The following is a 19,520-nucleotide window of genomic DNA, read 5'->3' as shown; positions in this document are numbered from 1 at the left end:
CGGCTCTATCCACGAAACACATCGATCGTCACTCATCGTCCAGCAAAGAGCCAGCGAAGTGTTCGAGGCCGACTGAGCGGCTGGCCTTGATTAGAACGACGTCGCCCGGAGTCAGGAGCGGAGTGACGACACCGAGGAGGGTGGCTGCGTGCTCTGCTGTGGCGGTCGCGAGGGCGAGGTTGGCGGTGCGGGCCGTTTCACTGAGGGTGGTGATCTCGGGGGAAGCGCCGACCGTGACCAGAGTGTGAATGCCGAGAGCAGCGATCAGGCGGCCGATCGTCTCGTGGGAAGCGATCGACGTCGGCCCGAGTTCCTTCATCTCGCCCAGGACGACAACCGTGCGACGGCCCCGTGCCAGAGACACGAGGGTTTCCAGGGCGGCGCGGGTGGATTCGGGGTTGGCGTTGAAGGCGTCGTTGAGGATTGTGACGCCGTCTGGGCGTTCGAGGATTTCCAGGCGGGCGGCGGAGATCGGTGCTGCGGAGGACAGGGCTTCAGCGATGGCGTCCGTCGCCATGCCCAGGGCGTGGGCAGTGGCTGCGACGGCCAAAGCATTGTGGACCTGGTGGGCACCGAGGAGTTGGAGGGTGACCGGGGCGTTGCCGTCCGGGGTGTGGAGGCGGAAGGCGGTGCGGCCGGCGGTGAGTTCGACGTCCGTGGCGCGGATGGTCGCCTGCTCGCTCGTGCCGTAGTACGTGACGGCGGCCTTCGTACGGTCGGCCATCGCCGCGACCAAGGCGTCGTCGGCGTTGAGGATGGCCACGCCGCCCTCGGAGGCCGGCGGGAGGGCCTGGACGAGTTCGCTCTTCGCCTCGGCGATGGCCTCGCGGCTGCCGAATTCGCCGACGTGGGCGGAGCCGACGTTCAGGACGATGCCGATGCGCGGCGGGGTGAGGCCCGAGAGGTAGGCGATGTCACCGACGTGGCGGGCGCCCATCTCCAGCACCAGGTAGCGGGTGTCCTCGTCGGCGGACAGAACAGTCAGGGGCAGGCCGATCTCGGTGTTGAAGCTACCGGGCGTGGCGACCGTACGCCCGTGCCGGGCCAGCACCTGCGAGAGAAGGTCCTTCGTTGTGGTCTTGCCGGCCGAGCCGGTCAGGGCGACAACCTGCGCCCCCGTACGCGTCAGCGCGTACTGCGCCAACCGCCCGAGCGCGGCCGTCACGTCCGGTACGACGACTGCGGGCAGGCCCACCGGGCGGGAGGCCAGGACGCAGACGGCACCGCCGGCCACGGCCTGCTCGACGAAGTCGTGGCCATCCACCCGCGCGCCCGTCACCGCGACGAACATGCCGCCCGGCCCGACTTGCCGTGAGTCGCTGGCGCTCGGGCCCGTGACGCATACCTGCTCCGGTTCGGGCGCGTCGTGGACGGTGCCTCCGGTGGCGTCGGCGATCTCGGCAAGCGTCAGTGTGATCACGGTCAGAGCCTTTCTCAGTGCAGGGGCGGGAAAGTGATCGCGCGGCCGGAGTACGAGGCCGCGACCCGGCTGAGCGGTACGCGGTCGTGGGTCTGGCCCCATCGGGACGGGTCACGGATGAAGACTGCGGGGTCGGGAACGTCGTCGTAGCCGCGTACGACGATCAGGTGTCCGCCGCGACGGCCGTCGTCGGGGAACTGCTCCGTGATGGAGACGATCAGCGGCGCTTCGGCCGCCCGTGCGAGCAGGTCTTCCACCGCGACGGGCTCGGCGCGGCCGGGTACTCCGTGCGAGGCCGCCAGTTCCGCGAGGCCCGCGTGGAGTGCGCCGCGCGGCGTCATGACCTCGTTCTTGAACGCGAGTTTCAGCAACTCGGTGACGGTCGGTGCCCGGCGGCCGTACGCCAGGAGGATCATCCTCAAAGAGGCGAGCCCGCAAGCTCGGTCGGACCACTTCTCCCGGTCACCGAGTTCCCACCCGCCGTGCTGCTCCCATTCCTCCGGCGCGATCAGTTGGCGGCACATGGGCACGTCGTGGAGATGGGGCACGGTGGCGGGCTCCCGAGGGCGTGTCAGGCAGCGGTCTCCCCCGCGTCCGTCGCAGCGCCGAGCACGGGAGTGGGCAGGGGGACATCGTACGGTTGGCGCGTCAGTGCCTCGTGGAGGATCGCCCGTACGACGTCCACGTGGCTCAGCCCCGCGAGACCCGCGCCGACGGCGAAGTTCGACGCCGTCGACATGCCGGGCGTGGTGTTCACCTCCAGGGCGTACGGCTGGCCGGCCCCGGTGACGATGAAGTCGATCCGCGCCCAACCGCGGCAGCCGAGCCCTTGCCACAGTGCCAAGGCGTGACGTACGAGGTCGGCCCGGACGCCAGCAGGCAGGTCCGCTGCGGTGACGGAGACGTCCCCGCGCCCATCGGCGTCAAGCTTGGCTTCGGCGTCGTAGAACTCCGCTCCGATCGCCTCAGTGGCCAGCGGCGGGGAGACCAGAAGGCCTCCCGGCAACTGGAGCAGACCGACGGTCACCGGCAGGCCGACCACGTACTCCTCGACCAGGACGTGGGACGGGTCGCACGCCCACGCGTACTCCAGCGCGGGCGCGAGCGCGGCCTCGTCCCGCACCAGGCTCATGCCGAGGCTGGAGCCGCCGAGCACAGGCTTGGCCATCACCGGGTGGCCGCGCCACTCCGTCTTCTGGCCCGGCCACCACACCTGCCAGTCAGGCGTAGGAACGCCGATGCTCCGCATGAACCGCTTGCACAGCAGTTTGTCCGCGCAGATCGCGGACGCGGCGACGTCGCTTCCGCAGAAGGGGACGCGCAGGTAGTCCAGCAGTCCTTGGAGCCGGCCGTCCTCGCCGTAGGGGCCGTGCAGGTTCGGCAGCGCGACGTCGAAGGCGGGCAGCGACCGTACGAAGCCCGGTTCGCAGGGGTCGAGGACGGCGAAGTCCGCGCCGATCTGCGTCAGGGACCTGCTGAGCGCCGTGTCCGAGCGCTGTTCGGGCGGGCAGTGCGCCAGATAGAGCCGGTCCTCGGCCGACAGGCCGCCGTAGAGCAGTGCCACCTTCGGCGGCTCAGCGAGACCGTCCTGCCATCGCCGTAGCGTCTCGGCCTGGCGGTTGACGGCGGCACGGTCGCCGATGTCGATCACGGGCATCATGTGAGTTCTCCTCGGTAGACCTGGTTGACCGGGCCGCCAACCCAGAAGGCGCTTCGGCCTTCGGTGTGCGGGCGCACCTTCAGCGGCGTTCCCGAGCGGTTGTGGACGGTGACCTGCTCGTCCCCGACGAGGCCGCGCTGCTGGGCGATCACGACCGACGCGACGGCACCGCTGCCGCACGACAGCGTCTCGGCCTCCACGCCGCGCTCGTAGGTGCGGACGCGCAGCTCCTGTCGGCCGGTGACCTGGACGAAGTTGACGTTGGTGCCCGTCGGGGCGAGCTGTGGGTGGTGGCGCATCATCCGGCCGCAGCGGTCGGCGTCGACCGAGTCGACGTCCTTCACGACGGCCACGACGTGCTCGGTGCCGGTGTGCGCGAGGTCGTACCAGAACGCGCGGCCGTCGATCACGCCCTCGACCTGCCGGAGCGCCGTCGCGCCGACCTCGGCTGTCACCCAGACGTCGTCGCCGTCGACCAGCGCCTCGTGCTTCACACCGGCCATCGTCAGAGCCGGCGTCCGGCAGTCGTACGTCTCGGCCGCGGACCAGGCCACGCAGCGCAGGGCGTTGCCGCACATGCTGGCCGCGGAACCATCGGCGTTGAAGCACGCCACGTCGAGGACCAGGGGGTCGGTGCTCGTCACGGCGGTGAGTACGAGGCCGTCCGCTCCGATGCCGGTGCGCCGCGCGCATAACTGCCGCGCCGTCGCGGACCAGTCCCGGTGTACGTCGGGGAGAGGGCGCGCGAGCAGGACGAAGTCGTTGCCGGCGCCGTGGAGCTTCTGGAAGGACACGGTTGTACCTCTCTCCTTCAACTGCGGACGGGCGAGGGGTGGTGGGCCGCCCAGTCCGCGCGGGCGCTGAGCAGTAGGGGCCGCACGTCGTTCTCGATGCGATCGGCGAGTGTGCGCAGGGTGACGGCTAGGGCGACGAGCGCGTCTGGGTCGAGTCCGGTCATCCAGCAGTCGGGGGTGATCTGGACCTCGGCGAAGGGGAGGCGCGGCTCGGAGGAGTCCGGGAAGGGGTGGCACATGATGCTGCTAGCGAAGATCATGACCGCCTCCGGCAGGCCGGTCGCTCCGCCCGTTTCGGCGGTGTGCGCACGGAGGGAGGCGCCCTCGAAGTCCGCCCAGTGCGTGATGTCGGCCATGCGGGCGGGAAGTTGACCGGCGGGGACACCGTGGGCGGTGGGGTCCTCCTGAGCCCAGTCGGGCAAGTGGCCCGCGACGACGGAGCCGTCGTCCGCGGTGATCATCCAACGGTTGGAGACCGTGATCGTCTCCGATGCAGGCGGTGAAATGGGAGCGTCGAACGCTTTAGGTGCGGAGTTACGGGTCCGCGTAGCCGTGGCGGCAGGGGGCATGGAAGTGAGTCCTTCGTGAGGTGGGAATCATGAGAGCCGAGTCAGGCGTCGGGCTCTGCCAGCGATCAGGCGGAGCGCTCAGGCGCAAGGAGGCGCGAGTCAGCCAACTCCCAGCTGTGGCCGCCCGGGTGGCCCTCGAACTCGCTGCACGCTTCCCCGAGCCGTACGGCCGGACAGTCCGGCAACTCGACGACGGCGCTCGGTTCCGCGCCGTCACGCCACACCGTCCACAGAGATCCTGCGTGGGGGCCCCGGAGACCCAGCACGACCGCCTGGTGCTCCGAGTTGTCGTGGCTGATCGCGCAGACGAGTTCCTGCTGGGCGTCGTCGTCCGAATACGTTCCCGGCATGAGGGCGTTGGCCATGGTGAGCGCGGCCCTTACCAGCGCCGGCGGTGAGACCACCTGCCGGCCGCAGATGAGCCGTTCCTCCTGGGCACCGAGCATGAATTCGTGTTCCTTAGGTGAGTGGAGCCGCCTTCGGCGGCATACGGGCGGGGCGGCGGCCGGCTCGCGGTCATGGCGACCGGCACACTCCGGGCGCGACGCGGTAGGTCGGCAGCGTCATGTCCCAGCTCCGACAGCGACGACGGACCGCGGCAACTGGTCAGCTTGATCGGCGGCAGGCACGCCGCCCCGTGCCGCCTCGTCCGCTACCGCGCGGGGCAGGGAGAGTCGGGCCCAGACGAGTTTCCCCGCGCCGTGAGTGGCGTAGGCGAAGCCCCAGGCACCTTCGGTCAGAGCCGCGACGAGCAACAGCCCGCGTCCGTTCTCGGCGTCCTCGGACGGAGGCCGGAGGATCGGCGCCCGCCGACTCGCGTCGTGCACCACCACGTAGAGGTGACCAACGACGACCCGCAGTTCCAGAACGGAAGTCAGCGGCGGGTGGCATGGGCGCGACTCCCCGGTCTCGGCGTGCCGGATGGCGTTGGCGACCAGCTCCGTCACGATGCTCAGCGCGTCGTCCAGTACCTCATCGGGCATGCCCCACTCGCCGAGAACATCCCGCGCGTGACGCCGGGCGTCGCCGACGCCAACCAGCTCGTGCCCGAGATCGAGTCGACTGTGAAGAACCGCCGTTGCGGAAATCATCGCTTCACCTCCCTGCTGCGACATGCACCACGGAGCCGGCCTGTCAGCCGCTCCACCGGGTGTGCTCGCCAGTCAACGGCGACGGCAATGAAAGCGGCAGCGTTCACCGGGGAGTTCGCGAGTACGGGAGGTTCACCGTGTGTCGAGGGGGTTCACCCATGAACCCCCTGCCACGTCCGACCGGAGCGTGACAGGATTGCCACTCGCCGTCATCGACCGATGGCAGGGGGACCATGGACAGAGAGCCCAACCGCCGCCTCGCCGCGTTGATGGCCGAGGTCGGAGCGTCCAACAAGGGCCTGGCCCGACGCATCCGCGATGTTGCGCTGCGGCACGGCGTCCGAGTCGGCACCACCCACGTGTCAGTACAGCGGTGGCTCGACGGCGCCGGCATCCAGGCCGAGAACGCGGCGTTCGTGGCAGAAGCGCTCGGCGCCAGGTTAGGCCGCAGGATCACCCCCGCCGACTGCGGCTTCTCCAGCCCGACGATCAGCCCCGCTCCGAACGGTACGACCTACGCGGCGACTCTCGCCGAGGCCCTGGGCGTACTCGACGGCCTGACGCAGCTGCGGCCCGAGGACAAGCCACCGGCTGTCGAGTTGCTGCAGGACAACGAGGTCAACGCCGCCGTGCTGTCCTGGCTCGTCACACGACCGGACGGGGTTCCCTCTGACCGGGCCGCGTCCCGTCGCATCGGAATGCGAGATGTCGCCGCCGTCCGGACCGCGGCGGAGATGTTCATGCACTTGGACTTTCTCTACGGGGGAGGTCACGGTCACAAGGCGCTGCGTCACTACTTCCGGCACGAGGTCCTGCCGTTGCTGGACGCCGGTTACAGCGAGCGCGTCGGCTCCGCCCTCTTCAACGCCGCAGCCGAGATTTCCCAACTCCTCGCGTGGACCGCCTATGACAGCGGCCACCACCGCCTCGCGGACCGGTACCTCCTGTCGACGCTCAGGCTGACGCAGGTGACCGGCGACCGGATGATGGGGTCGCGCATCCTCGCCAACATGAGCCACCAGGCCAATTACCTCGGGCAGGTGCCGCGAGCGGTTCGGCTGGCGAGGGCTGCGGTCGAGGGCGGCGGCAACGGTCGGGCAACTCCGCGCGCGATGGCAATGTATTCGGCTCACGAGGCACGCGCCCTTGCGACGGCCCGGGACGTGAAAAGCGCGCAGCGTGCCATGCTCGAAGCCGAGAACCATCTGGCTCACGCGGGTGACGGAGGTGATCCGTCCTGGCTGGCCTACATGGACGAGGCCGAGCTCGTGGGCGAGTTCTGCCACTGCTTCCGTGATCTCGGCGCATCAGCCCAGTCAGTCGCCTACGCCGAGCAGGCGGTCGCGCTCACCGATCCGAAGTACGCCCGGTCACTGGGTTTCTGCCGGATGGTGCTTGCACAGAGCCAACTTCTGGACGGGCAACTGGAAGCGGCCGTCACGACCGCGGGTCTCGCGGTGACGGCGGGGGACGCTCTTCAATCGGCTCGCTTCCAGCGCTATGTCCTGGACTTCCAGCGCGAGGTCTCGGTACACGCCGGCAACCCGGAGGTGCAGCAGTTCAACGACCACGTACGGACGGCGCTCTCCGGCCTGGACGACCAGTAGCGGCGACGTCAGCCCGGATGCCAGTTCCGGGACGCCTGATCGTCGCGGAGGGAGGCGATACGGCGCGTGTACTCACTGGCGACCTCGTCGCTCTCGCCGACGTTCTGCATGAGCCAGGTGGTCATCTTGAATTCCTGGACCGCCCGCAGTGTCGGAAAGCTTGGCCAGTCGCGCAGATCGCGCCCGTACGCGCCGACGAACTCCGCGTACTGGTCGGGCGTCTGCCAACCCAGGCTGTCGTACTCCGTGGCCGTCACCATCAGATCCCATTCGGGATGGTCGCGGCAGAAGACTTCGAAGTCGATGAGGATCACGCGGTCGGAGCGGTCCACCATAAGGTTCTGGACGTGTGCGTCGCCGTGGACGGGACCGACCGGGGAGGCGAACGACAACTGTCCGATCTCACGCTCTAGTTGCCGGTGGCGTTCCCGCAGGAACTCTCGATCGGACTCGGGAATGCCGGCCGCCTTCTCGATCCTCAGGACCGACCGGCCCATCGGCTCGAACCTCGGGAGAGTCAGCGCCTCCGGTACCCGCAACGCGTGCAGTTCGCGCAGGATCGAGCCGAGTTCACCGTACGTCGCCGCCCGCCCGCTCTCCTCGATCCGACGCCAGAACGTCACCGGATGACCGGACACGACGACCGCCTGCTCGATATCCTCCACAACCTGTACGGCCGGGAACCCCTCGTCCGCCAGCCACCGCGACACTCCTACTTCCCGGCGCGCGGAATCCAGATACTCCTCCGAGCGCGCGATTCGTACGATCACCGGCTGGCGTTCCAGCCGGAACAAGGCGTTCTCGCCGAGGCGAATCAGACGCGCTCCCTCGGAGTCAAAGCCCGCCACGCCGCATGCCTCCACCATGACCTGGCGAGCACGGGACGAGGTGAAGCCCTCGTGACCGCGTCCAGCACCGGACATCGGCATTACGCGACCACTCCCAGCTTCGATCGATGGCATACCGCTGACGGCAGGCGAGCCGCCATGACGTACGCGGTGGGCTGCGCCTGCGATCCCGACGGTATAGAAGCGCGAGCCTGTGCGCGTACTTGGGCAGGCGTCGGATGGTCGTGGGTGTGCGACTACCGATGAGACCGCGCGCGGTCCGGAGACGGGGCGGGACGTGAGGAGATCGGCGGAGAGGCCGTCGCCGAAGGAAACGCTGGGGAGACCGTTTGCGAGCGGAAGCGGGCTGCTTCGGCGCGGGGGTTGGGTGCGGGGTTGCGGCTGGTGTGTTGGATGCGGCCGAGGAGGACGCGGGCGGGTTGGCGGGCTGTGGTGAGTTCGCGGCGGGCGGCGGCTTCGGCCAGGAGGGTGCGGGGGTGGTGGCCGGCGGCTTGGGCGTCGGCGAGGACGGTTGCGAGGGCGGGCCAGGTGGGGTCGGTGAGGATGCGGTCGGCGTGGTCGGGGACGGCTGCGCGGATGTGGGCAGCGAGGGTGTGGGTGATCTCCATGTTGGGCTGTCGGTGGATGAGGGCTGCGAGGTGCGGGGCGGCGGCCTGGTCGTAGGCGGCTTGCAGATGGATCACCGCGGTACGGGCTGCTTCGGCCTGCTGCTGGTGGCCGCGGGCCTGGTGCCAGCGGGCCGCGAGGATCGCTGACCAGACCAGGGCGGTGAGCAGGACGGCGAAGGTGCTGCCGTCGGGGCCGTCGCCGGCGTGGGCGATGTCGCGGGCCGCCTGGCGCAAGCCGGTTGAGGTGCGGTGGTCGGCGCGGATGCGGGAGCGCTGGGCGCGGGCGAACTCCCGGCTGGCGGAGCGCAGTTGGTCGCGCAGTTCGGCGGGTCCGGTCTGGGCGGTGGCGTCGATGATCTCGCCAAGCGCGGTGATCTGCGCCTGCGCCCGCGCGTCGTCCCACGCGTACGGGTGCTGGGTGAGGTGGTCGTGGAGGGTGTCGAGGGCGCTGGTGGTGCGCTGCCAGCTGGTGCTGCGGCGGTTGCGGCGGGCCGTCGGCTGCTCCTCCGGCGCGCTCCCCGCGAGGCGGTCGCGGAGCTGGGGCAGGGTCAGGTCGGGGGCGACCTTACCGCCGGAGATGAAGAGCTGGGTGCCGTCGGCTTTCAGGTCGCCGGGACGGCCGACGCTGTAGCCCTGGAGGTCGCCGGAGGGCAGACGGCGGACCTTGACCTCGACACCGTCGGCCTCAAGGTAGGCGAACAGCTCCTCCACGCTGGCGGCGTGCGGGATGGCGGCCCGGATGCGCTCCTGCAGCCATTGGCGGCTGGTCTGCTCCCAGCCGAGGCGGTCGGCCTTGTGCATCTCGGCCTGGGTGGGGCGGCGCTCCCCGGTCCGGTCGCCGGGCGCGACCTGGTGGAGGCCGAGTTCGGTTTCGATGAGGCGGGCTTCGGCCTGGGCGCGCATGCCGCAGTTGTGGAGTTTGGGGCGGCGGCCGTCCTCACGGACGGTGGTGGCCAGGATGTGGATGTGGTCATCCGCGTGACGCACGGCGATCCACCGGCAGGCCAGCGGATCACCGTCTGGGGCGATGCCTGCGGCGTGGACGATACGGCGGGCGATCTCGCCCCACTCGGCGTCCGACAGGTACCGGTCGCCGGGCGCGGCGCGCACGGGGCAGTGCCACACATAATCGGTGACGGGCTTGCCGAAACCTTCGTTGCGGAGGCGGACGGGGACGTCGAGAACCTTGCCGAGAGCGGTGAGGGTGGCGTCGGGGTCGCGGCCGGGGTCGGGCAGGCCGCGGGGGCTGAAGGAGGCCACGATGTGCGGGTCGTAGTGCTCGTCGTGCCGGCCGGGCCCGTAGAGGTAGGCCAGCAGCCCGCGGGTGTTGCTGCCGGGCTTCTTCACCGAAGGGATCACGCGTCCTCCCCGGCAGTGGGCTCGGCGGGCAGGAGCAGGGCGCGGGCGATACGGGTCAGCAGCAGGTCCAGGTGCTCAAGGCGTTCGCGGATGTCGGGCTCGATCCGGTCGTCGCGGTGCAGCACGTGCACCATCTGGTTGATGTTGACCCCGATCCGGTTGATCTCGTACCGGATCTGCGCGCGGAACTCCTGCACCGCCTGCCGGTCGGTGTGCAGCGGAAGATCGACGGTGAACGCACCCCGGATGAACGCCAGCGCGATATCCGCCAGGTACCCCGACAGCGTGCCCTCGTACCCATGCCGCTCGGCTGCCGACAGCAGGTCGGCGTGCTCGGACTCCGTGAAGCCCACTGGCCCGACGCGCAGCCTGCGGCGCTTGCCGTTGAACCGGCGGATCTTCCCCTTGGGCATCGTTTGGGTGCCGACGGGTACGGCAAGCGGCGGCACATCGAGAGCGGGGACGTTGGCGTGGATGAACGCTGCGTCTTCCTCGATCGCCGGGGCGGCGGCGCTGGTCGGCGCGGTTCGGACGCCTTCGTCGGCGTGGGCGGCAGCAAGGACGATGCGCTGGACGACGTCGAGTTCATACGTGCCGCCAGCAGTGCCCGCTTCCCGGTCCGGCGCGCCCTCGCGCCGGACCTCCTCCGCCACCCCCGGGGCGGAGGACCCCAGACTCCGGCCAACAGTCGGAGACTGGGTACAACTGGCTCCGCCCGGGGCCGTGCTGGTGAAGGCCCGCCGCCACAGACCAGCCAGTTTACGGCCCTTGGCGGCGGGTCCGGGGCTTTCCTCGGCGTCCGTGCCGGTGTCAGGGGTGGTCCTCACGGTGATCTCCAGCGGGGCGTTTTCGGTATGACGGATGACGGTGCGGGTCCTCTCGTTGCACGGGTCACGGTCCGGACGGGTGGCGGTTTGGCCGAGCCGGATTCGGGGTGTATGGGGAGCGGCGTCCGGATGTGCGGAATTCCCATGCGGGAGTTCCGCACATCCGGATCGCGGACATGCGCGAGCGCTGCTCGCCGGAGCTTTGGTCAGGCGTCCGCTGGATGCGTCCGCGCCGGTTCCATCGCTTCGGCGGCGGGGGCGTGTTCGTCCTTGAGGTGCTTCATCAGCTGGGTCAGCCGGGAGCTGGCGACCGGTGTACCGGTGTCGCTTATCGCCTGCTTGACCACGGCCAGGCTGAGGCCGTGTTCGGCGACAGCGGGGCGGGCTATCGCGATGAGCTGGTCCATAGTTGCCGCCGGCGGTCGTCCGGTGCGTTTGCCGGTCGGGGCGCGCTTAGCGCTCTCCGGTCGGCTACGGGCGGGTGCCGGTATTCGGTCCGGGGCTGTGGCCTGTGCGCGCTCCGGCTGCTGGACCGCAGCCGCGACCGCTGCGTCGGGTGCGCGACCGGCGCTGGTCGGAGTCGTGTCCGTGGCGGTGGGTGTGTGGAGGTGGCGGAGCAGAGTGGGGCCGACGGTTCCCCAGCCGAGAAGCAGCGCCGGGGCGACGGTGTCCAGGGCGGCGCGGCCGTAGTGCCTGGCGAGCAGGGGCTCGGCGGTGTTCAGGGCAACGGTCAGCAGCCCGCACAGGTGCATGAGGCGGGTGGCGGAGCGCAGGTGGGCGGGGTCGGTGCCGTGGGCGGCGAGGTAGTGGAGGGCGACGAGCAGGCCGACCACGGACAGGTCGACCATCGGAGCTATCAGCGGCGCGATCGGGCGGGGCACGCCGAGCCGCAGGGCCAGGGCCCAGACGTTGCCGAAGGAGAACACGAAGGCGAGCGCGGCGATGACCGCCATCACGACCGTGATCGTGGTGCGGGCGAACGCACCCGTGGCGACCGGGGCGGCGTTCGGTGGTGTGCTGGGCATGCGGGAGAACATCCTTACGGACGTGGGCTTGCTGGAAGATCCGTCTTGGCGTCTTGGCCGTTGCAGCCGCAGGTCAGGGCGGTCACGGCAGTGGGCCGACGGTGCCGTCTTGGGCACGGCAGACTGCCGTCACTGATCTGCCCGGCGGGACGGCGGCGCGCTGGGACGGCGAGTGCGGTGCTGCCGTCCCAGCCACGCCATGTGTGACCTGCGGCGGTACGGCGGGGACGGTCTAGACGGCACGGGACGGGTATGGGCGCTGTCCCAGGGCGGCAACGTGACCGGGTGATGATCGCGTTGCCGTCTTGGCCCGGTTGCCGTCTTGCAAAGACCCTTGTTGGCCTGCGGTGTTACGGCAGGGACGGCAAGGACGGCAACCGGGGGTGGCGGCTGGGGTCAGCCCGTAGCGGGTGCTGGGCTGCCAGCGGCGGGGTGGACCGTGGGGCAGTAGCGGCGCCATGGGTCGAGGAACTTGCCGCGCGTGTAGCCCTTGCGCTGGGTGCCGTCGGCGATGCGGACGTTGCCCGAGACGATCCCGAATTCCCGCAGCAGCGAGCCGAGGTCTCGTGCGGACAGTCCGGCCCTCCCCCACTCCCCCCATGGCGCCTCAGGATCTGCGCGGAGTTCAGCGAGGAGGTCCGTGGTGGTCAGGCTGTCCGGCTCGCGGCGGGCGAAGAAGATCCGCCGGATGTCCGCGAGGACCCTCGCGCCGCCGGGGTTGTCCTCCTCCGCCTGGGCTTCGGCGGCGACCATCCGCACGCATGCCTGCCGGGCCAGGTCCGGCCACGGTCCGCCCGCGAGGTCGGCGACGATGACCAGCGGCTCCCAGGTGTCGGCGGCGCGGTCCTCCACCGGCAGCTCCGGCTCCAGGTCCGCGGCCGTGTCCACCAGCGGTCCGGACCACGAGACGATGCGCTCCCGCAGGGCGTGGAGAGCGGGGGTGTCGCGCCTGGACCGGTACGGGTGGACCCGCTCGCCCTCGGCCCGGCGGCGCATCCGGATCACCACCGACCGGTCCATGATCGTGTCGGGAAGGTCGCCGATCCCGGCGAGCGCGGCCATGGCGAAGGTGGCGAACCGGTGCGGGGTGTGGTCATTGCCGACCACGCGGGTGACGTAACGGTTGCGCTGGTGACCGGCGTTGAGCAGGCCGCGCAGTTCCTCGTTCTTCTCCGCGACCTTCACGCTGCCGAAGATCGTGTCGGCTTCGTCCACCAGAAGGGTTGGCGGCTGGTCGCCGATGGACCGGAAGACCGCGGCCGGCGTCGTGTTGACCGTCAGCATCGGCTCGTGAACCGTCTCGGTCAGCACATCCAGCAGCCGGGACTTGCCGCACCGCTTGGCTGGGCCAACGACCGCCAGGCGCGGGGCATGCTGCCAGGCGGCCTGCAAGTGCGTGGCCGCAACCCACAGCGTGGCCGCGTCAAGCGCGTACGTGGAAGGCAGGATGACGAAGCGGGCTATCTGCGACCGCAGGGCACCCAGCAGCCGCGAGCCCTCAGCAGCACCCCAGTCCAGGGGCTTCGGCGCCACGACGGGCGATACCTCCACCACCATCTCCGATTCGGCCCGCTCGGCGGGCATCTGCCGGATCTGCTGGCCCGGCACGGTGACCGGTGGCCACGGAGGCAGCGGGGATGCGCCGTCGGGAGTCGGGGGCGTAGCATTCATCCTGAACTCCTCTCGGTGAGGCTGTGGCTGGCAGGCCCGCCTTCACTGTGGTGAATCGATAGCTCGGTTGCTGGGATGTTCACGAGGCCCTCGGCGTTGGTAGCGCCGGGGGTCGTTTCGTTTTCCGGGGCTGCGCGCATCAGGCCCCCAGGGTCCAGTCGTCGCGGCTGGGGCTCTGCTGGGCCAGGCGCTGCTCGAAGAGGGTGAGTTCGGCCTCGCTGTACAGGACGCGGCGGCCGATCCTCACCCCCTTGGGCCCGTAGCCGATGTGGCGCCAGTACCGCACGGTGCTGTCAGCCGTCCGGTAGCGCTCGGCCACCTCGGCGGTGGTCAGGTAGCGGTCCATCTCTCCTCTTCGACTAGGTCGCTAGCGGTTTTGAATAATCGTCCCACACGAAGTGCCGTTATGCAAACCGCATAATCCGTGGTACATTTTGACTAGCCCCAGGGGAATCCGACCATACCGGAGAGGAGACACGAACGATGACCGGGACCGACCACGGCAGCGCCCCGCTGCTGTACAGCGAAGGCAACGCCGCCGCACGCATCGCCCTGGAACGCGAGACGAGAGGCTGGAGCACCACCGAACTGGCCGCCCGCATGACCAAGGCCGGCGTCCCGATGAACCAGACCGCCGTGTGGCGCATGGAGAACGGCAAGCCCCGCCGCAAGATCACCCTGGACGAAGCCCTCGGCTTCGCCCGCGTCTTCGAACTACCTCTGGAAGAGCTCATGTCGCCGCCGTTGGACGGCATCGACCTCGAAGGGCGGCGCTTCGTCCAGGAGGCCGTCGAAGCGTTTTACGAATGCCGCGACGCCCAGGACCGCCTGCACAGAGCCGTCACCACGATCGCCGCCTACCTGAAAGCCCACCCGGACAGCTCCACCGCTATCCACCAGCAAGCCCTCCGCCTCATGGGCGAGGAGCGCGACGCACGTGCCCTGTCCGAGTACATCGAGGACGGGAGCTATTACTGACCCACAGGAAGAGAGCCTGACTTGGCCAACATCCAGAAGCGCCCCAACGGCAAGTGGCGCGCCCGCTACCGCGATCCGAACGGCAGGGAGCACTCCCGCCATTTCGACCGCAAGGTCGACGCCCAGCGTTGGCTCGACGAAGTCACCGCGAGTGTCCTCACCGGCCAGTACGTCGACCCGAAGTCGGCGAAGAAGCCGTTCAAGGAGTACGCCGAGCAGTGGCGCGCCGGCCAGCCGCACCGTCCCTCAACCGCGCGAGCGGTTGAGCAGCACCTCCGGTGTCACGCCTATCCCGCCTGGGAGGGACGGACCTTGGGAGGCATCAAGCCAGGCGACGTCCAGAGCTGGATCACCGGCCTGACGACGACCCACGGCCTCGCCGCCAGCACGGCACGTACGGTGTTCAACACCGCCAACGCCGTCTTCACCGCGGCCGTCCGCGACCGCATGATCCCCAACAACCCCTGCACCGGCGCCAAGCTGCCGACAGTGCCGAGGAAGCGGATCGTGCCGCTGACTGTCCCCCAGGTGCGCAACCTCGCCGGGCAGATAGCCCCGCCTTATAAGGGCCTCGTCCTCCTGACGGCAGCCACCGGGCTGCGGCCAGGCGAGGTGTTCGGTCTCCAGCGCCGGCACCTGGACCTGCCCCAGGCGGCCCTCACCGTCGACCAGCAGGTCCAGCAGACCAAGCACGGGGTGTTCGTGGGCCCGCCCAAGACCGACCGCTCCTACCGCGTCGTGCCGCTCCCGAGGATGGCCATCGAGGCCATGAAGGACCATCTCAGGGTGTTCCCGGCGCCGGCGCCGCAGGACTGGCTGTTCACGGCGCCCCAAGGCGGCGCTGTGGCGTACAACGAGTTCATGAAGCGGGTCTGGCGCCCCGCGTGCCGGAAAGCGGGCATACCGGACGGCATCGGCCCGCACGCACTCCGGCATCACTACGCCAGCCTGCTGATCAAGCACGGCGAGTCCGTGAAGACCGTCTCCGAGCGACTCGGCCACACCAACGCGGCCATGACGCTGAACATCTACACCCACCTGTGGCCCGACTCCGAGGAGCGCACCCGGGCTGCCGTCGACAAGGCATACGCGGACCACCCCGACGACGGCGACACGCCACCCCAAGAGGGGGCGTAGCCACTCCCCCGCACTGACGTCCTGTCAGTGCGGCTGCGGACTGGGTGCGGACCGCTGGGGCACCCGCACAGCAGGCCGCTTGCTCCGCCGCAGGTCAGACGTCGATCCTGGCCCGGTCCAGGGTCGAGGCCGAGTTGGTGATGAACTCCTTGCGGGGGGCGACCTCGTTGCCCATCAGGAGGTCGAAGGCCTGCTCGGCGGATTCGAGGTCGCTGATGTTGATGCGGCGCAGGGTGCGGTGGCGGGGGTCCATGGTGGTTTCGGCCAACTGGTTGGCGTCCATCTCACCGAGGCCCTTGTAGCGCTGGATGCTGTCCTTGTAGCGGACGTTGCGGCGCTGGAGGTCGAGGAGGGTCTGGCGCAGCTCGTTGTCCGAGTAGGTGTAGACGTACTTGTCCTGGCCCTTCTTGGGCTGGACGAGTTCGATGCGGTGGAGCGGCGGGACGGCGGAGAAGACCCGGCCCTGTTCGACCATCGGGCGCATATAGCGCTGGAAAAGGGTGAGCAGGAGGCAGCGGATGTGGGCGCCGTCGACGTCGGCGTCGGCCAGGAAGATGACCTTGCCGTAGCGGGCCTGGTCGATGTCGAAGGTGCGGCCGGACCCGGCTCCTATGACCTGGATGATCGCGCCGCACTCGGCGTTCTTGAGCATGTCCGAGATGGACGACTTCTGGACGTTGAGGATCTTGCCGCGGATCGGCAGCAGCGCCTGGAACTCGGAGTTGCGGGCCAGTTTGGCGGTGCCCAGTGCCGAGTCGCCCTCGACGATGAACAGTTCGCTGCGGTCGACGGCGTCGCTGCGGCAGTCGGCCAGCTTGGCGGGGAGCGAGGAGGTCTCCAGCGCGGTCTTCCTGCGCTGCGCCTCTTTGTGCTGCCGGGCCGCGATGCGGGTCCTGGCGGCGGCGACGGTCTTCTCCAGGACGGCGCGCGCCTGGGCCTTGGCGTCCCGCTTGGTGGAGGTCAGGAACTCGCGCAGTTCGGTGGCGACGACATTGGCCACGATGCGGTTTGCGGCGGAGGTGCCGAGCACTTCCTTGGTCTGGCCCTCGAACTGCGGCTCGGCCAGACGCACGGTGATCACCGACGTCAGGCCCTCCATGGCGTCGTCCTTGACGATGTCGTCCTCGGCGACGCGCAGCAGTTTGGCCGAGCGCAGCACCTCGTTCATCGTCTTGGTGACGGAGCGCTCGAATCCGGTCACATGGGTGCCGCCCTTGGGGGTGGCGATGATGTTCACGAAGGACCTGGCGGTCGTCTCGTAGCCGGTGCCCCAGCGCAGCGCGATGTCGACGCCCAGCTCGCGGGTGACCTCGGTGGGGGTCATGTGGCCGCGGTCGTCGAGGACGGGCACGGTCTCCTTGAAGGTGCCGCTGCCGGACAGGCGCAGGACGTCGCAGATCGGCTTGTCGGGGGCGAGGAACTCGCAGAATTCGCTGATGCCGCCGTCGAAGTGAAAGACCTCCTCGACGGGCTTGTCGGTCTCGATGCCGCGCTGGTCGCGCACCACGATGGTCAGGCCGGGCACCAGGAAGGCGGTCTGGCGGGCGCGCTGGTGCAGGTGGTCCAGGGAGAGCTTGGCGTCCTTGAGGAAGATCTGCCGGTCGGCCCAGTAGCGCACGCGGGTGCCGGTGCGGGTCTTGGGGACCCGCTTGGCCTTGGTGAGCCCGCTGGCGGGGTCGAAGGGCGCCTCGGCGCCGGATTCGGTGAAGATCCCGGGGACCCCGCGGCGGAAGCTGATGGCGTGCGTGGCGCCGTTGCGGTCGACCTCGACGTCCAGCCGGGCCGACAGCGCGTTCACCACGGACGCGCCGACGCCGTGCAGACCGCCGGAGGCCGCGTACGAGCCGCCGCCGAACTTCCCGCCGGCGTGCAGCTTGGTCATGACGACCTCGACGCCGGACAGGCCCGTCTTGGGCTCCACGTCCACCGGGATGCCGCGGCCGTTGTCCCGGACCTCGACCGAGCCGTCCTCGTGCAGGATGACCTCGATGCGGTCGCCGTGACCGCCGAGCGCCTCGTCGACGGAGTTGTCGATGATCTCCCAGACGCAGTGCATCAGACCGCGACTGTCCGTTGACCCGATGTACATACCGGGCCGCTTGCGAACCGCTTCCAGCCCTTCGAGGACGAGCAGGTGCCGCGCGGTGTAGTTGGAGCCGTCGCGATCTGCACCCGTCAGCAGCGCAGAGGACGGCACGGATGTTTCGGCGGTCACGCGGGCAGCTCCTCGATCAGGAATGTTCTGAAGTTTTTTTCAGCCGTGTCGGTGAGAGGGTACCGATGCCGGGAGGGGTGACAGCGCCGCGACCCGGTATCCGGGCCTCAACACGGCCCTCGTCCCGGCTTCCATGCTAGCCCTCTTCGAGCATGCGTTCGATAATCCGCGCGAGTGATACACATGTCACGTTCCCAAAGAGGCATGAACCATTTAGGCTCCGGGCACGTCCTCAGCAACAACCGGCAAGCCAGCCGGGAGCAAGTCCGGACAACAGCTCCATAAGCGACATCTGACGCAACTGACTCCTATTCGCCGCCAATCGGTAACATCCAGTCACCCCGAGGTCGGTTTTCGAGGAAAAGCTGAGAGCGGGAACGTTTTCGGCCTGGTTGGATGTTGACCCTGGTACGACAGCTCGTCGAGCTAGAGAAGAGGCGACGTGACTACTGTTCTGACCCCCGCGAGTCCGCTGACAGCGGCAGACCGCTGCGACCGTTGCGGCGCTCAGGCATACCTGCGCGTTGTCCTCATCAGCGGTGGTGAGCTGCTCTTCTGCGGACACCATGGACGCAAGTTCGAGCCGGAGCTCAAGAAGATCGCTTCGGAAATACAGGACGAGACCGGACGGCTGACCGACACCCCGGCAACGGCGGGAGAAGACGAGCGCTGACACTTCGCATCAGCGACGAATTCGAGTCGGCGGGCGGACAGACCCCTCCAGGGGGTGTCCGCCCGCCGTCTTCCGTTCAACCGCGGCCCGCCGCAGCTCAGCTGGTTTCCGCCAGCACTCGACCGCGCTGCGCCAGCGCTCAGCTACTGTGCGCCGCCACCAGTGAGGCCATCGCCGAGACGCGCGTGTAGACCCCTGGATAGGCCGCCTCCGCGCAGCCACTGCCCCACGAGACCAGACCGACGACCCGGTCCCCCACGACCAGCGGGCCGCCGCTGTCGCCCTGACAGGCGTCCCGGCCGCCGCCCTTGGCACCCGCGCACATCATCGAGGCGCGCACATAAGTGCCGTCGAAACTCCCCGGATACGCCTGCGCGCACACCGTGTCCGCGAAGACCGTGACCGTCGCGGAACGCAGCGTGTTCGAGTACGTGCCGCGGCCGGTCGTGTCACCCCACCCGTAGACCTGCGCCTGAGTGCCCGCCCGGTAGTCCTGCTCGTCGGAGGAGTCCGCGATCGGGATCGTGGCGCCCTTCGGCAGCGCTGTCGCCAGCGTGATGACCGCGATGTCGCCGGAGTTCGTCGTCGAGTCGAAGCCGGGGTTGACCCACACCTGCGACAGGCCCAGTTCCTGCCCACGACCGCCGCTGAGGTCCGTACGACCGGCGATCACACGCAGGTCGGGCAGTTGGTGCCAGTCGCTCGCTCCGAGCGCCTCACGGCCGAAGCAGTGGGCCGCGGTGATCACCGTACGAGGCCCGACGGCCACCGCGCCGCAGAACTGGCCGGACCTGCCGGAGCCGAAGCGCTTACGGCTGGCCAGGGCCATCACCCATGGCGTGCTGTCCGTGCTGGCCGGGTTGCCACCGATCACGACGCCGTTGGCGGCGGCCGGGGTCGCGGGCGCGGCCAGCGAGACGGCCAGCACCGGCAACAGCGCCGCCGCGAGACCGCCGATCACAGCACGACGACGACCGGTCACGGCACGGAAGGGGAAACGCATGCGGCCTCCTGACCCTGTGGAGCACTCTGGACACC

At 69.4% G+C, this 19,520-nt stretch carries 19 protein-coding genes; 4 read left to right on the top strand and 15 right to left on the bottom strand.

All coding sequences use genetic code 11. The features are described 5' to 3' along the window. Nucleotides 1-28: 28 nt before the first annotated feature. The 7 genes from ACZ4EF_RS31590 to ACZ4EF_RS31560 form a co-directional block, all read right to left on the bottom strand. A complete protein-coding gene (locus tag ACZ4EF_RS31590; RefSeq protein WP_467507568.1) occupies nucleotides 29-1,420 on the bottom strand; it encodes a UDP-N-acetylmuramoyl-tripeptide--D-alanyl-D-alanine ligase in 1,392 nt (463 codons plus the stop codon). Nucleotides 1,421-1,434: 14 nt separating this feature from the next. Then, nucleotides 1,435-1,968: a C39 family peptidase gene (locus ACZ4EF_RS31585; protein ID WP_467507566.1), complete on the bottom strand. Its 534-nt coding sequence runs from the start codon at nucleotides 1,966-1,968 to the stop codon at nucleotides 1,435-1,437. 23 nt (nucleotides 1,969-1,991) lie between these two features. Next, the gene (locus ACZ4EF_RS31580; protein WP_467507564.1) at nucleotides 1,992-3,080 is read right to left on the bottom strand and encodes a D-alanine--D-alanine ligase family protein; all 1,089 of its coding nucleotides are present in this window, start codon (nucleotides 3,078-3,080) and stop codon (nucleotides 1,992-1,994) included. Then, on the bottom strand, nucleotides 3,077-3,874 hold the full coding sequence (dapF, locus tag ACZ4EF_RS31575) for a diaminopimelate epimerase (protein WP_467507562.1): 798 nt from the start codon (nucleotides 3,872-3,874) through the stop codon (nucleotides 3,077-3,079). The genes ACZ4EF_RS31580 and dapF overlap by 4 nt, the downstream gene beginning before the upstream one ends. A 17-nt stretch (nucleotides 3,875-3,891) precedes the next feature. Continuing rightward, nucleotides 3,892-4,335, bottom strand: a complete 444-nt coding sequence (locus ACZ4EF_RS31570) for a DUF6907 domain-containing protein (RefSeq protein ID WP_467507561.1) — start codon at nucleotides 4,333-4,335, stop codon at nucleotides 3,892-3,894. 173 nt (nucleotides 4,336-4,508) lie between these two features. Beyond that, nucleotides 4,509-4,889, bottom strand: coding sequence for a hypothetical protein (locus tag ACZ4EF_RS31565; protein WP_467507559.1), 381 nt, complete (start codon nucleotides 4,887-4,889; stop codon nucleotides 4,509-4,511). Between the two features lie 117 nt (nucleotides 4,890-5,006). Continuing rightward, nucleotides 5,007-5,534 (bottom strand): ATP-binding protein, encoded by a 528-nt coding sequence (locus tag ACZ4EF_RS31560; RefSeq protein WP_467507557.1) that lies wholly within the window; start codon nucleotides 5,532-5,534, stop codon nucleotides 5,007-5,009. Nucleotides 5,535-5,767: 233 nt separating this feature from the next. Here ACZ4EF_RS31560 and ACZ4EF_RS31555 point away from each other — a divergent pair, with 233 nt between their 5' ends. Further along, nucleotides 5,768-7,141: a sporulation protein gene (locus ACZ4EF_RS31555; RefSeq protein WP_467507555.1), complete on the top strand. Its 1,374-nt coding sequence runs from the start codon at nucleotides 5,768-5,770 to the stop codon at nucleotides 7,139-7,141. An 8-nt stretch (nucleotides 7,142-7,149) separates the two neighbouring features. On the opposite strand, the gene ACZ4EF_RS31550 is transcribed toward ACZ4EF_RS31555, so the two are convergent. The 6 genes from ACZ4EF_RS31550 to ACZ4EF_RS31525 all read right to left on the bottom strand — a co-directional run bounded on the left by ACZ4EF_RS31550 (nucleotide 7,150) and on the right by ACZ4EF_RS31525 (nucleotide 13,825). Beyond that, complete coding sequence (locus tag ACZ4EF_RS31550; protein WP_467507554.1) at nucleotides 7,150-8,103, bottom strand: phosphotransferase enzyme family protein; 954 nt, start codon at nucleotides 8,101-8,103, stop codon at nucleotides 7,150-7,152. A 122-nt stretch (nucleotides 8,104-8,225) separates the two neighbouring features. Further along, nucleotides 8,226-9,956, bottom strand: coding sequence for a relaxase/mobilization nuclease domain-containing protein (locus ACZ4EF_RS31545; protein ID WP_467507552.1), 1,731 nt, complete (start codon nucleotides 9,954-9,956; stop codon nucleotides 8,226-8,228). Beyond that, entirely contained in the window at nucleotides 9,953-10,609 is a 657-nt protein-coding gene (locus tag ACZ4EF_RS31540) for a MobC domain-containing protein (RefSeq protein ID WP_467507550.1), read from the bottom strand. The genes ACZ4EF_RS31545 and ACZ4EF_RS31540 overlap by 4 nt, the downstream gene beginning before the upstream one ends. Before the next feature lie 380 nt (nucleotides 10,610-10,989). After that, nucleotides 10,990-11,808, bottom strand: coding sequence for a DUF2637 domain-containing protein (locus ACZ4EF_RS31535; RefSeq protein ID WP_467507549.1), 819 nt, complete (start codon nucleotides 11,806-11,808; stop codon nucleotides 10,990-10,992). A 396-nt stretch (nucleotides 11,809-12,204) separates the two neighbouring features. After that, nucleotides 12,205-13,365 carry a DUF3631 domain-containing protein gene (locus ACZ4EF_RS31530; RefSeq protein WP_467507619.1) on the bottom strand — a complete coding sequence of 387 codons (1,161 nt, stop codon included), beginning with the start codon at nucleotides 13,363-13,365 and terminating at the stop codon, nucleotides 12,205-12,207. A gap of 253 nt (nucleotides 13,366-13,618) precedes the next feature. Further along, the gene (locus ACZ4EF_RS31525) at nucleotides 13,619-13,825 is read right to left on the bottom strand and encodes a helix-turn-helix transcriptional regulator (RefSeq protein WP_188286077.1); all 207 of its coding nucleotides are present in this window, start codon (nucleotides 13,823-13,825) and stop codon (nucleotides 13,619-13,621) included. Nucleotides 13,826-13,962: 137 nt separating this feature from the next. Between ACZ4EF_RS31525 and ACZ4EF_RS31520 the strand changes: the two genes are divergently transcribed. After that, nucleotides 13,963-14,457 (top strand): helix-turn-helix transcriptional regulator, encoded by a 495-nt coding sequence (locus ACZ4EF_RS31520; protein WP_467507546.1) that lies wholly within the window; start codon nucleotides 13,963-13,965, stop codon nucleotides 14,455-14,457. A 21-nt stretch (nucleotides 14,458-14,478) separates the two neighbouring features. Then, nucleotides 14,479-15,594 (top strand): tyrosine-type recombinase/integrase, encoded by a 1,116-nt coding sequence (locus ACZ4EF_RS31515; RefSeq protein WP_467507544.1) that lies wholly within the window; start codon nucleotides 14,479-14,481, stop codon nucleotides 15,592-15,594. 94 nt (nucleotides 15,595-15,688) lie between these two features. Here the strand turns inward: ACZ4EF_RS31515 and ACZ4EF_RS31510 are convergent, their stop codons facing one another. After that, nucleotides 15,689-17,809, bottom strand: coding sequence for a DNA gyrase/topoisomerase IV subunit B (locus ACZ4EF_RS31510; RefSeq protein WP_467507543.1), 2,121 nt, complete (start codon nucleotides 17,807-17,809; stop codon nucleotides 15,689-15,691). 442 nt (nucleotides 17,810-18,251) lie between these two features. Here ACZ4EF_RS31510 and ACZ4EF_RS31505 point away from each other — a divergent pair, with 442 nt between their 5' ends. Beyond that, nucleotides 18,252-18,482, top strand: a complete 231-nt coding sequence (locus ACZ4EF_RS31505; RefSeq protein WP_188286081.1) for a DUF7455 domain-containing protein — start codon at nucleotides 18,252-18,254, stop codon at nucleotides 18,480-18,482. 139 nt (nucleotides 18,483-18,621) lie between these two features. Here the strand turns inward: ACZ4EF_RS31505 and ACZ4EF_RS31500 are convergent, their stop codons facing one another. Continuing rightward, nucleotides 18,622-19,485, bottom strand: a complete 864-nt coding sequence (locus tag ACZ4EF_RS31500) for a S1 family serine peptidase (RefSeq protein WP_467507541.1) — start codon at nucleotides 19,483-19,485, stop codon at nucleotides 18,622-18,624. Nucleotides 19,486-19,520: the final 35 nt, after the last annotated feature.

Source organism: Streptomyces sp. NPDC025721 (genome assembly GCF_055558595.1).
The sequence above is the reverse complement of the archived record's forward strand: the minus strand, read 5'-3'. Positions and strand labels throughout refer to the sequence as shown.